Below are 12280 nucleotides of genomic sequence, written 5' to 3' on the forward strand. Positions count from 1 at the left end.
ATTCCAATTGGAACCGCTTTTTAGTCAGCTTTTTTTTTTGATAAAACGAATATTTGTTCAACAACAGCCTATCGAAAATGCTTATTATTTTCGATAAGCTTTCATTTACTTTATAATGAATGGATAATTATTCAAATTTGCCGGGCACAGTTTTTGCTTGTGCAAATCGGGTAAAAACAATTACGAATGAATGTATTGATAAAAATGGAGGAAACCAACTTTGTTTATTGCTATTTTGTTTTTTATGTTTATGTCCTTTTTCCTATCGGGAAGTGAAACGGCATTGACTGCTGTTAACAAAATGAAATTAAAATCCAGAGCTGATAACAATGATAAAAAATCCCAAAGAATATTAGAGGTTGTTTCGAAACCAGATGAGATGATTACTTCTATATTAATCGGCAATAATATTGCAAATATCATGCTGCCGACACTGGTTACCATCATCGCGCTGGATTATGGCTTTAATGTGGGTGTGGCGACAGGGATTTTAACTGTAGCACTTATCTTATTTGCAGAAGTTCTGCCAAAATCAGTTGCTGCAAGCTTTGCCGACAAAATTGCCTATCTTGTGTTTCCGGTAATTCGAGTTCTTATGATTATCTTGAAGCCGGTAACATTTTTAATATCAAAGTTCACAAGAGCCATCATAAAATTCCTTTCTAAAAATGAAGCAGATTCTGTATCTGTCTCAAAAGAAGAGCTCATTACCATGGTTGATATCGCTACAAGCGAAGGGACCTTCCATGAAGAAGAAACACAGCGAATTAAAGGGATCATTGATTTTTATAATTTAGATGTCAGCGACGCACTGAAAACCCCGCGAATGGACATTGAAGGCATTCCTATTGAAGCGACGATAGAAGAGGCAAAGGATATTGTAATGAATAACCGTTTTACTAGGTATCCGGTATATAAAGACAATATGGACAATATTGTCGGAGTTTTTCATTCAAAGGTATTGCTGGCCTGGTCCAGTCACCCTGCAAAAACCTTAAAAGATTTTACTGACCTGGAGCCTTTGTTTGTATATGAATTTCATAGCATTGACAAGGTATTCAAAATGATGATGAAAGAAAGGAAACATCTTGCCATTGTTCTTGATGAATATGGCGGAACAAAAGGGATCATTACACATGAAGATATTCTTGAAGCCATGCTGGGGCAGGAAATAGAGGATGAAACGGATGAAGGCAGCGAGATCCTTATTGATGAATTGACTGAAAATCATATTATTGTACACGCGAAACTCTCAATCCGGAGAATTAATGAAGCTTTTAAAACAAAAATTCCTGAAGATGAGGATATTCTTGCCGGATTCTTATTGAAAGAACTAGGCCATTTCCCTGCAGAAGGGGAAACATTGGATTATCATCACCTTCATTTTGAAGTAAAATCAATTGAGGATAACAGGCTTAAACTGGTGGAAATTAAGAAAAAGACCCCTTGATGAAATTTGAGCATTATTTCCTATTGGGAATAATGCTTTTTTTAATTCTTGATAATCCGAATAAAAATGGCTGCTTCATGGGGACAATAGAAGCAGGAAAATAAATATATAATTTTTGAATTTTTCTGATAAAATAGGTCCTTTTCAGTGTATAATAAAATAAAAATAAACTATTCGGGGTGACCTTGGCATGGAAAATAAACCGTTCCATTATGATGGTAGCGTGCAAATGAACTATGAAAAAGATGACAAAGCAAACTCAAGCATTCCTTTTGAACTGACAGACGATATGAGAAAAAATATCGGAACTAATCCATACTCAACTGAAGAACAAGAATAATTGAGGACCCGTATTGGGTCTTTTTTTTTATCTTCAGTGGATTAATTTTCAAATAATAAGGGTAATAAAAATAGGCATGAGCAGATGACTTGAAATTCTATTTTATTTTGAATATGATTATCTCGGATTAAGAATAAAAAAGTTCATACTGCAGATGAATACATACTTTATTTCTGATTCAAACTAAAATGTCAACTCAAAATGGAAAGGTGATTGAATTATGGCTCAAGTATTGTATATTACAGCACACCCACATGACGATAAGGTGTCATATAGCATGGCAGCAGGAAAGGCTTTTATTGATTCCTACAAGGAAGCCAATCCAAATGATGAAGTAGTTCATGTTGATTTATACAAGGAAAATATCCCGCAAATTGATGTGGATGTATTCAGCGGATGGGGTAAGCTTCAGTCCGGTAAAGGTTTTGAGGAATTATCAGAAGATGAAAAGGCGAAAGTAGGCCGCTTATCAGAATTAAGCGAACAATTCGTTGCAGCCGATAAATATGTGTTCGTTACACCGCTTTGGAACTTCTCATTCCCTCCAGTAATGAAAGCGTATCTTGATTCTGTGGCAGTAGCCGGCAAAACTTTTAAGTATACGGCAGAAGGTCCAATTGGATTACTGACTGATAAAAAAGCAATTCACATCCAGGCGCGCGGAGGCATCTATTCAGAAGGTCCTGCAGCAGAGATGGAAATGGGTCACCGCTATTTGAACGTATTAATGCAATTCTTCGGTGTTCCTTCATTCGAGGGTCTTTTCGTGGAAGGGCACAACGCTATGCCAGATAAAGCTGAAGAAATCAAAGCTGATGCTATTGCACGTGCAAAAGACAAAGGCAAAACATTCTAATCTAAAGCAGCGGATTTCCGCTGCTTTTTCTTATGTTTTAGGCATATATAGTAGAGTTCTTGTCCTTGATGAATAGTATAATATAGGCAGTTAAAAAGCTGGGAACGAAAGGAGGGAGATTTGTGAAAATCTCGGAATTCAGCCCCAGTCATTTAAATGAGGATGATATATCCAAGCTGCTGTACTATGGGATTGAAGATAATCTGCAAAATGGGGATTTAATTTTTGTGCCAGGAAGCAGCAAAGCAGCAAAATATCGACTTCCTCAGGCCATCAGACTCTATCAGGAGGGCAGGGCAAGTAAATTACTTTTCTCCGGCGGTGTAAAGTGGCCTGGCGATGAATTGACGGAAGCAGAAATGTTAATGAAAAAAGCAATAGGATACGGAATTCCTTCAAAAGACCTTTTCATTGAGAATATCTCTCTTCATACAAAAGAAAATGTGCTTGCCTCTATGCTGGTTATGGATCGGATGTGCGGTCTGGAGAACATATCCAATATCATCATTGTGACGGCTCCTTTTCACATGAGAAGGCTGCACATGACATTATTGACGTATATGCCGAAGTGGATTCACTATTCTCTTGTATGTTCTGATGATGGTGCAACAGGGAAGGAACAATGGATGCAGGATCATTATGGGAGAAAAAGAGTGTTAAATGAAGCCGGGAAAATAATTGACTACGTGAAAAAGGGCATTCTGATCGATCTCGAAATATAATCTTCAGGAAAAAATCCCCGCCAAAAATAAGTGGCAGGGATTCTTTTAAAAGATAAGTATAAAATTTTGAACGTCGATAACTGTCTAGCGCAAGCAGCCTACCCCCTCGAGGTCACAAGCTTGTCTTGTTGTGGCTCCTAGGGACTCGGGGTCATAAGCCGTTCCTTTCAGAAGGAAAAACACCTTCTTACAGGAACCGTCTTATGACTGTCGTCCCTGGGCAGTCGCCTCCACATTTCGGACAATCCTCCCAAAAAGCAAAGAACGCCTTTCTGAGAGGCTCGACTTGTGCTTGTGGCCCGCAGGACAAGGAAGGCTTCGTCAGCATAATCATCGCACGACCAAAAGCGGCAGCTTTTGGGAGGATGCGGGTCATGCAGACGTTGCCACAGGACGTGGCGTTCTTAGTCTGCGTTCCTTTTTGGGCAAGGCGCTTCCGCTTTTCTTAAAATGTATTGTAAATGTTCTCGCATTCTTCCGCTGTAGGCTCATAAAAGCAATGAAGCTTAAATCTTCCAACCAAAGGCTGGTTATACCATGTAGCTGGACAATCCCCAGGAGGCCTGAAATACCATAGAGCAAATTTGGCTGGCCAAATCCGTTCCCCTCTTACAGCCCTCCTTGCGAGTCTTCTTTCCACTTCTCTTGGACGCTGATAAAAATAGCCTTTCTGGACTGCTTCAAAAGCATGCGGCTGATAAATCATTTCCGGAATAGTACGAATTCCTATAAAATCAGAACAATTGCCCCTGACTCTGTTAATCCCCACATTTCCTACCATTAACATGCCCTGCTGGCCTTCTCCTTCTGCTTCAGCACGAAGGAGGCGGGCCAGCAAATCTATATCTTGTTCACGTGCCTTCACAACTGCCATCTGTGTCACCCTCATCTCCCTAATTTTAAATAGGATGATATATGGTATGCACAAAAGAGGGAAATGTTAAATACGTCATTTTCACACTAGGCTGAACGAACATAAAGGTGAACAGCCACGAAAAAAGCTTCTGCAGAAGCGGGAGCTTTTATTTGGCATAAAAATTTTCCGTATAATAAGGCTGTGACTTTGAATTAAAAGCAACGCCAACACCCAAAAATTCATAATCGGCACGAAGAATATTTTTGCGGTGGCCGAGTGAGTTCATTAATCCTTCATGAGCAAAGATACTGCTGAATTGGCCGGAAGCAAGGTTTTCCCCGGCGACCATAAATGAAACTTCATCCGCCTGCATTCTGTCGAAAGGGGATAGGCCCTGCAGGTTGGTATGGTCAAAGTAATTGTTTTCCGCCATGTCGCTGCTGTGCTTTCGCGCCGTTTCCTTCACAGTATCATCCCACTCCATAACAGGCACTCCGTGACTTACTCTCTCGGCATTGGTAATATCGAAAAGCTGATATTCAAACCCTTCCTTAAGAGAGCTGCTGGCATCAGCATAAAAGGAATTTTTTTGTTCCTCAAGTGATTTACTGATTATTTGTATTGAAGTTACAGTATTGTCACGATGTTTATCATAGAATATGGTTACATAATTCCCATCCATTTCGTATAGATCATAATCCCGATTCTTTTCAAGCTGATAGATGACAAAGCCCTTTCTCATTTTGTCCAGCGGCTCTCCAAGCTGCTGCAAAACTGAAGTCTTTGGCGTTCCATAGGCAATCTCTTTTGATGAAGAAATCAAATCCTGATTTGTATATATGCCTGCAGCTTTCTCTTGCTTGTCATAAGCGACCATTACAAAATTTTGATATTGATCATGATAAGCATGCCAATCTGTTCCAAATTCATTTGCGGAGGAACGTTTCGAGGGGCCGAGCTTGCTTTCGATTTCCGTCTTATCATCGCCTATTTCTATATTATGAATAGAAAAGGTTTGCTCATCAGGGGCTTCCAAAACAGGCTTTTCGGCTTTATCCTCTGGAGCTTGATTTTTCTCGCCGGTATATTGCCCGAATGTCTGAAGGAATTCATCTGCCCAGCTTTGTGCCTCTTCCATCACACCGCTTAAAATAGCTAGAACATCTTCATTGTCTTTTAAAAGCTGAATTTCAGATTTTATATTATCAATTACAGTTCCTGAATTAGATTCATCTGCCAATTTCCCATCTGGCTGTGAAAAGGCAAAACCGATAATTAACAGGATAAAAATAAATAAAAACTTCCTCAATAAATCTCCTCCCATATACCTTTCTACCCATATCAAAGGTATGCCCATTCATTATAAGTTTTAAAAATACGGAAATGCAAAACATTGATGCCTTCCTTATTTTTCTACCCCGTTTGGCAGTTTCTCTAACGCTTTTGGCTGCGCGATTAGATATTTTCTGTTTTTAAAAGGATAGTTTGGGTAACATAATTATAAAAATGAACAGATGCATAGCTGCTGCAAAGGGGGAAGAAATGTTGAAATTAACACCGGAACAAAGAATTGAACTCCATGGCTTTAATAATTTGACGAAATCACTCAGCTTTAATATGTATGATGTCTGTTACACCAAGACGAGGGAAGAGCGAGAAGCCTATATAGACTATATTGATGAGGAATATAGTGCGGAGCGGCTTACAAAAATATTAAAGAATGTTTCCGACATTATTGGAGCCCATGTCCTGAATGTTGCACAGCAGGATTATGTGCCACAAGGCGCAAGTGTGACCGTCCTGGTATCTGAAGGACCGGTAGTAGAAGTCCCGGATGAATCTTATGATGAATCTCCTGGCCCGCTGCCTGATAATGTAGTCATGCAGCTCGATAAAAGCCATATTACCGTCCATACCTATCCTGAATATCATCCGGACGAAGGAATCAGCACATTCCGGGCTGATATAGATGTATCAACCTGCGGAGAAATCTCCCCGCTAAAAGCCCTTAATTACCTCATCCATTCCTTTGATACGGATATCATGACAATCGACTACAGAGTCAGGGGATTTACACGGGACAAGGACGGGAAAAAACTCTATATCGACCATGATATTAGTTCGATCCAAAATTATATTCCTGAAGAAGCAAAAGAAGATTTTGATATGATTGACGTGAATATTTATCAGGCACACACTTTTCACACAAAATGTAAAATAAGGGATTTTGATTTGGATAATTATTTATTTGGTTACACGAAGGACAAGCTTGATCCCCAGGAAGCTGAAGAGATCACTGAGCGGCTCACAACGGAGATGGACGAAATTTTTTACGGGAAAAACATTAATCCGGGTTCATTATCAGATTGAATGTGAAGGCTCCCAGTAAATGGGCCTCTATTAAAACCCAAACCAAAAAGCATCAGATAGAAGGCAAAATTAAAACCAGGAGAAGAACATATTCTCCTGGTTCTTTTATGAATGAACATAAATTAATTGACACACAACAAAAATAAATCACATAACCTATTTCCAGAACTCCCACCATTTTTTCCCGGGTTCCTGTGCAGCAGCCGCGCTTCGGAATGAGACAATCATATCCTGAAAAACCTCCTCCCGCTGCTTTACCTCATGCCAGTATTGTTCGCGTTCTTTATTTATGGTATCGATATAAATTTCTCTGTCTGTGTTTAACGTTTCAATCAGCGAGCTGATTTCGGTGCTGGTCACCTCTGCAGAAGATGAAATGTAATGAATCATGGTTTTGAACTCTTCAGAAGATGCTTCCGAGGATTCTGCCAGCTTGTTTGTCAAATGATGAATTTGATCTGAAGTGCGTTTCGTATTTTTCGCCACCCTTTTTGATAGGGTTCCGAACGCTTCGGAAGTATTCTCAGAAGACTGCTCAATCCTTGCGCCAAGTGATTCAATTTCTGCTTTCGTTTTTTCTCCTGATTTATAGATCGAATCCGACAGGCTTTTAACAGTATGCAATGATCCTTTGCTAATTTCTTTTTTCACTTCGTCTAAAACTTCCTTTCGAACGCCGCTGCGAATTTCATTTCTGACATCTGCAATTAAACTGTCCCTGAAACTATCCATCAATGCCATGAACTGTTCGGCGTCCATTGCAGCCTGATGCTCTGTATGTAATCCTGTTTCCTGATTTATAGCCGCCAAAGATGTTTCATTTGCTTCTAAACCGGTTTCAGAAGCAAAGTCCATATGTTTCTGCATTAATTCACGGATCATATCCTTGCTTAAATTTTTGTCGCGCATCTGCTTCACCTTTTCAAGCAATGCAATTTCATGGTCTGTATAAAAGCGGGCTCCCTGTTTTGACCGGGGGATCAGCAAAAGTCCATTTAAATCCTTTTCCCACTGCCTTAATGTTCCAGGAGGCACATTCAGTATTTTCGAAACCTCTTTAATTGTATAAGCTTTCATATATTGCGTATCCATTTTACTCAGCCCTTTCATAAAAAATAGATTCTGAATCCTTCGGATGCCAGTTCCGAAACAACTTCTAACTAACTATTCAGCATGATATCCCGTTTTTTCCTGCCGCCTGACAAAAGCTATCAAAAGAAGACGATATTCATCAGAAAAAAGCAAAAAGGATTCATTTTGACAAAAAACATAAAGAATTTGCCAGTCAGCAAGCTATTTGTCATATCAGGGCGGCTATGTCACAATGGAAGCTGAGTTTATCAAACTGGAATGTTATAAAAAAAACAGCTAGATTAAGAGGGAGCAGGGTAAATTGGGTAATAGAATTATTGCTATGTCTGTTGCAGCCGGGGTCAGTTTGACGCTTACTTTTGGCAGCATAAAGATGGGGAGCAATGAACCGTCAAAACAAAATGAAATTCACTATAGTGCAGTTCCGCATGCCGAGGCAAAGCATGTACCGATTGTAAAGCAGGAAATTCAGAAGAAATCCGTTCTCCTGGATGTGCCATTGTACAATCAAATGGATAATCCCCGTCTGTATAATGGATGTGAGATTACCAGTTTAGCAATGATTATAAGTTATGAAGGCATTCAAGTATCTAAAAATAAATTAGCACAGGAAATTAACCGGGTGCCGCTTAGATATAACGGAGGTAAATACGGGAATCCCAATGAAGGCTTTGTCGGCAACATGGAGGATGGACCAGGATTAGGCGTTTATCAGGGGCCGATTTTCGAACTGGCGAAAAAGTATTTTCCTGAACGTGCCGAGAATCTGACTGGCAAGCCATTTGATGTGCTTCTTGAAAAAATTGCAGAAGGATCGCCAGTCTGGATTATTACAACTGCAAGCCTATCGCCAGCAGCATCCTTTGAAACCTGGAATACACCGGGGGGGCCAGTTGAAGTGACATTCCAGATGCATAGTGTTGCAATTACCGGATATGATGAGGAATATATTTATATTAACGACCCGTATGGCACAAAAAATAAAAAGGTGCCCAAACAGCAGTTTATAGAAGCCTGGGAGCTAATGGGATCACAGGCCATTGTCATTAACTAAATAAATAGCAAAAGAAGGGGCTGCCGCTTAGCAGTCCCTTCTTTTAGCTTGTGGATTCCAATTTCTTAAACTTTAAAAAGCTCCATTTTAAAAACGGAGGTACTACAAAGAAGATAAAAAACAGCCTAAATAGCTGATAGCCTGTTACTATGGCTAAGTCGGCGCCGGTTTCATGAGCCATTATGGCCATTTGGTCCATTCCTCCGGGTGCCAGGCTTAAAAAGCTGGTGGCAGGGGAAAGGTGAAAAAAGTGCATAATCATAAAACTAAGCAGCACCGAACACGCAATAAGCAGCAGGCCGCTTAAGGCAGCCAGAGAAATGGTTTTGACCTTACTGTCCAGCTTTTCAGGCTTCATCATCATGCCGATGTGAGCCCCGATTAATAGCTGTGATAAATCCAAAACAGCAGGCGGGAGTCCGGGTCCATTTATACCGGAAAGGACAAGGGCCGCTGTTCCCATAATCGGACCGAGAAGGTACGGGGTAGGGAGCTTCAGGCGTTTGCTTAGGATTATGCCGGCAAAAGAAACAAAGACAAAGAGTAAAATATCTGGGAATAAATGACCCCATAAAGGTTCTGCGGCTTCAAAACCGGAACCGCTCGGGACATTCAGCCAAGGTCCGAATACCAGTACAGGAACAATGAAGATAATCATGGAAAGCCGTGCGACCTGCATAAAGGTAACAACCGTGATATCGATTCCTTTGACTTCCTCTGCCAGAAGAATCATTTGAGACAGACCTCCGGGAATACTGCCGATTAAAACCGTGGGATAGTCGATGCCCATTAATTTCGCAATGAGAAGTGCAGATATGCCGCTAAAGAGAACCATGCAGACGGTAACGAGCAAAATAAAAGGGAGCTTCTGCAGGATAAGCAGAACTGCTTCCTGTGTAAATGAAAGCCCGATGCTGTATCCGACGATGATAATCCCCGCATCACGAAATCCGGCTGGCCAATAAAACGGAATCCTGCTGAGCCGGCTTCCAATCATAACAGCAGTCAATGCACCAAGCAAAAAGGCGACCGGAATATGCATTAATGAAAATAATACTGCACCTAATACAGCAGTAAGAAAAGTGATCAATAAATTTTTATTCACAAAAAAACCTTCTTTTTATTTAGTATACCTAAAGATATTTATACCATATAAAAACAATGAATAAATTACAAGTTTTATAAAATCATATGTTTTCATACAATTTATTAAGAGAAGTCCATTTTATAGAAGGGGGACTAACCATGCCGGAAAAACTAAGCCATTTTGTTTTCATCTTATCGTTTATATGTCTTGGTTTATTTTTGCTGCTGGGTTTTTCGCCTCTGTATGATATTTATCTGAATAATATCGGCCATCGTCCATTTTCGCTTCTTCTGCTTCTGACAGTCATTGTCTTCCTCGTGAGTGTTTTTGTTTTAAAGAAAGTCCAAAACTGGCAAGCGGGTTTTCATGTATTATTTTCCATTATCCTCACCCTGTTTCTTTCATCCGTATTAGCAATCATTGTGTTCTTTGGTGGCCTATTTAGGTAAATATAAAGAGCCTGCACCATTAACGGTACAAGCTCAGCCAATTTATTGGGTTGGCATCCAGTTTACTTTCCATATTCCTTCGCTGTTTTTGCTGAGGCCGAATCCAAAGCCATCCTCTTCAGATATGGAAATATATGCTGAAGAGTCATCGCTAATGACTTCTTCTAAATGTGCATTCTTCACCCTATGCAATAATGTCTGTTCTTCTGGGATCGATGGCGACTCGCTTATAGCATTCAGGTAATGATTCAGGGTAGGGAATGGTTTTCCGATTTCCGGATCATGGTTAAACAATGCATATTGAGTAGAATAATCTTCAATTTCTTCAGCAAATAAGTACAGCTGGAATACTTCTGCCGGGCTTAAACCTCTTAAGATCTCATCCGTTCCTCTTAAAGAAAATTCTTTATACACATGGTTTAAAGGCTCCGGCAGGACCAGTTCCGCATTAATATTTAGGGCCAGCTGGAATGGAACAGCATGGAATTGAGGTTCTTTTGGGGCTGCCAGCTCCAAGACTTCAGCCTGATGTACAGCGCCTTCCGGTGCGCGATATCCATCTAAAATTAAAGAAACACTTTCTGCTTTAATGGGTGCGGCTGTGCCAAATACCTTTTTTAGCATCTCCTGATCGGTTTCATTAAAAGTTATTTTTATGGTCTTGCCATCCATGATCGGCAGCAATTTTAAAGAATCACGATCAGGCTGAAAGTATACAATTTCATCCTGAAAATCCAGAATGCCTGTAACCGCTGCCTTTCCAGTAAAAACTGCAGTTATGCGGCCATATGAATCCTTCTCGTAACCATTCAGTTTCCAGTTATTTAGCATAGCACCCTCTGTAAGGCCGGAATAAAAATCTTTATTTGAAATGACAGTCTCCTGTCCATTTTGCTTGTTAAAGTCATCTGTCTGGATTCCGGCAATCCCGCCAATCAACAGGACAAACCCAGCAGCTGCAGCGGCAGAAAGAAGCTTAGGAACATAGTCTTTTTTCCTGCCTTTAGCAGCAGAAGTGGCGATTCGGTTTCTGACTCTCTGTTTTTCTTCTTCTGTGAAAACAGAATCTTTCGTCCATGCAGCATTCAACTCTTTCTTCACTTCCTGATTCAGATCAGCCATGCTGTTCACCTCTTTCTGCAGCAGATAGTATCTTCTTCACTTTTTCCTGTCCTCTGTACAGTCTTGTTTTAACAGTAGAAATAGGAATATTAAGGGTTTCACTTATTTCAGCCAGACTGAGATCCTGGTAATAATGGAGAAGGAAGACTTCCCGGTATTTTACTGTGAGGGATTCAATCGTTTTTAGCAATTCCTGATGTTCATCCCGTTCAAGAAATGAAGCTTCCGGATCTTTTTCTCTATCCTTCTTCAGGAAAAAAACCTTTTCATTCAGGACCATATTTCGATAATGCCAGCTTTTAAGATAGTCTTTGCTTTTATTAATAGCGATTGTAAAAATCCATGTTTTAAAAGAAGATCTTTGCTGGAAACTTTCCAGCTTCTCATAAACAGTAATAAAGGTATCCTGTGTTAAATCGCTGGCCGCATTCCAATCATTCACATAGCTGTATATCAATCTCTTCAAAACGGTTCCATACTCATCCATGATCATTTCAAGAACGAGAGCACGATCCACTTGATCAGCAATTGACCGTTTTACATAATCATCAGAGCTCACATGACTGCCTCCTTGCTAAATTGCCAGCTGCCGATTCCGGCTGCCTTTTGTTTCCTGACAGTTAGACGACAGATACAAGTAAATCGCTTCAACTTTTGGCATCTATTAAGATTATACAAAAAAAGCGCATACCATTTGGTCTGCGCCTGATTATTTAATCCGATTAAATAAAACCACATCCATGCATAGCTTAAGAACAGAAGGAGCAAAAATAACAAGGAACATTCATCATTTCCTCATTTGTTCATATTGAGTAATTCTGGCCTATACAATTAGATTGGGAATAATGATCGCTATTTTCGAATAAATGATTCTGCCCAAAT

Annotated in this window: 13 protein-coding genes; 7 read left to right on the forward strand and 6 right to left on the reverse strand. The window is 40.1% G+C overall.

Translation table 11 applies throughout. From position 1 onward, the window contains the following. Positions 1-220: 220 nt before the first annotated feature. The 4 genes from ACEQ1T_RS09265 to ACEQ1T_RS09280 all read left to right on the forward strand — a co-directional run bounded on the left by ACEQ1T_RS09265 (position 221) and on the right by ACEQ1T_RS09280 (position 3368). Positions 221-1450 carry a CNNM domain-containing protein gene (locus ACEQ1T_RS09265; protein WP_370222610.1) on the forward strand — a complete coding sequence of 410 codons (1230 nt, stop codon included), beginning with the start codon at positions 221-223 and terminating at the stop codon, positions 1448-1450. Between the two features lie 190 nt (positions 1451-1640). Continuing rightward, positions 1641-1790 (forward strand): hypothetical protein, encoded by a 150-nt coding sequence (locus ACEQ1T_RS09270; RefSeq protein WP_370222612.1) that lies wholly within the window; start codon positions 1641-1643, stop codon positions 1788-1790. A 220-nt stretch (positions 1791-2010) separates the two neighbouring features. Beyond that, positions 2011-2646 (forward strand): FMN-dependent NADH-azoreductase, encoded by a 636-nt coding sequence (locus ACEQ1T_RS09275; protein WP_206839645.1) that lies wholly within the window; start codon positions 2011-2013, stop codon positions 2644-2646. A 122-nt stretch (positions 2647-2768) separates the two neighbouring features. Then, complete coding sequence (locus ACEQ1T_RS09280) at positions 2769-3368, forward strand: YdcF family protein (protein ID WP_370222614.1); 600 nt, start codon at positions 2769-2771, stop codon at positions 3366-3368. A gap of 445 nt (positions 3369-3813) precedes the next feature. Here ACEQ1T_RS09280 and ACEQ1T_RS09285 read toward each other — a convergent pair whose 3' ends face one another. Together ACEQ1T_RS09285 and ACEQ1T_RS09290 are read right to left on the reverse strand one after the other, a co-directional pair. Next, the gene (locus tag ACEQ1T_RS09285; RefSeq protein ID WP_019379782.1) at positions 3814-4242 is read right to left on the reverse strand and encodes a cell wall hydrolase; all 429 of its coding nucleotides are present in this window, start codon (positions 4240-4242) and stop codon (positions 3814-3816) included. Positions 4243-4390: 148 nt separating this feature from the next. After that, positions 4391-5533 (reverse strand): CAP domain-containing protein, encoded by a 1143-nt coding sequence (locus ACEQ1T_RS09290; protein ID WP_370222615.1) that lies wholly within the window; start codon positions 5531-5533, stop codon positions 4391-4393. A 236-nt stretch (positions 5534-5769) separates the two neighbouring features. On the opposite strand from ACEQ1T_RS09290, the gene speD reads away from it, so the two are divergent. Beyond that, entirely contained in the window at positions 5770-6594 is an 825-nt protein-coding gene (gene speD / locus ACEQ1T_RS09295) for an adenosylmethionine decarboxylase (RefSeq protein ID WP_206839921.1), read from the forward strand. A gap of 156 nt (positions 6595-6750) precedes the next feature. Here the strand turns inward: speD and ACEQ1T_RS09300 are convergent, their stop codons facing one another. Then, positions 6751-7686 carry a MerR family transcriptional regulator gene (locus ACEQ1T_RS09300; protein ID WP_370222616.1) on the reverse strand — a complete coding sequence of 312 codons (936 nt, stop codon included), beginning with the start codon at positions 7684-7686 and terminating at the stop codon, positions 6751-6753. A gap of 301 nt (positions 7687-7987) precedes the next feature. On the opposite strand from ACEQ1T_RS09300, the gene ACEQ1T_RS09305 reads away from it, so the two are divergent. Then, entirely contained in the window at positions 7988-8740 is a 753-nt protein-coding gene (locus ACEQ1T_RS09305) for a C39 family peptidase (RefSeq protein ID WP_370222618.1), read from the forward strand. Positions 8741-8783: 43 nt separating this feature from the next. On the opposite strand, the gene ACEQ1T_RS09310 is transcribed toward ACEQ1T_RS09305, so the two are convergent. Beyond that, entirely contained in the window at positions 8784-9845 is a 1062-nt protein-coding gene (locus ACEQ1T_RS09310) for an AbrB family transcriptional regulator (protein WP_206839651.1), read from the reverse strand. Between the two features lie 140 nt (positions 9846-9985). On the opposite strand from ACEQ1T_RS09310, the gene ACEQ1T_RS09315 reads away from it, so the two are divergent. Then, positions 9986-10276, forward strand: a complete 291-nt coding sequence (locus tag ACEQ1T_RS09315) for a hypothetical protein (RefSeq protein WP_206839652.1) — start codon at positions 9986-9988, stop codon at positions 10274-10276. A 42-nt stretch (positions 10277-10318) separates the two neighbouring features. Here ACEQ1T_RS09315 and ACEQ1T_RS09320 read toward each other — a convergent pair whose 3' ends face one another. Both ACEQ1T_RS09320 and ACEQ1T_RS09325 read right to left on the reverse strand, forming a co-directional pair. After that, on the reverse strand, positions 10319-11398 hold the full coding sequence (locus ACEQ1T_RS09320) for a hypothetical protein (protein ID WP_370222621.1): 1080 nt from the start codon (positions 11396-11398) through the stop codon (positions 10319-10321). Further along, positions 11391-11957: a sigma-70 family RNA polymerase sigma factor gene (locus ACEQ1T_RS09325; RefSeq protein ID WP_206839657.1), complete on the reverse strand. Its 567-nt coding sequence runs from the start codon at positions 11955-11957 to the stop codon at positions 11391-11393. Before ACEQ1T_RS09325 ends, ACEQ1T_RS09320 begins: the two co-directional genes overlap by 8 nt. Positions 11958-12280 lie beyond the last annotated feature (323 nt).

Source organism: Cytobacillus sp. (assembly GCF_964223445.1).
In the GTDB taxonomy this organism is placed as follows: Bacteria; Bacillota; Bacilli; order Bacillales; family Cytobacillaceae; genus Cytobacillus.

What these genes read in the sequence shown, in the direction of transcription:
- ACEQ1T_RS09300 (WP_370222616.1), bottom strand. Translation starts at nt 7,686, where the DNA reads ATGGATACGCAATATATGAAAGCTTATACAATTAAAGAGGTTTCGAAA.
- ACEQ1T_RS09270 (WP_370222612.1), top strand. Translation starts at nt 1,641, where the DNA reads ATGGAAAATAAACCGTTCCATTATGATGGTAGCGTGCAAATGAACTAT.
- ACEQ1T_RS09315 (WP_206839652.1), top strand. Translation starts at nt 9,986, where the DNA reads ATGCCGGAAAAACTAAGCCATTTTGTTTTCATCTTATCGTTTATATGT.
- ACEQ1T_RS09320 (WP_370222621.1), bottom strand. Translation starts at nt 11,398, where the DNA reads ATGGCTGATCTGAATCAGGAAGTGAAGAAAGAGTTGAATGCTGCATGG.
- ACEQ1T_RS09285 (WP_019379782.1), bottom strand. Translation starts at nt 4,242, where the DNA reads ATGGCAGTTGTGAAGGCACGTGAACAAGATATAGATTTGCTGGCCCGC.
- ACEQ1T_RS09275 (WP_206839645.1), top strand. Translation starts at nt 2,011, where the DNA reads ATGGCTCAAGTATTGTATATTACAGCACACCCACATGACGATAAGGTG.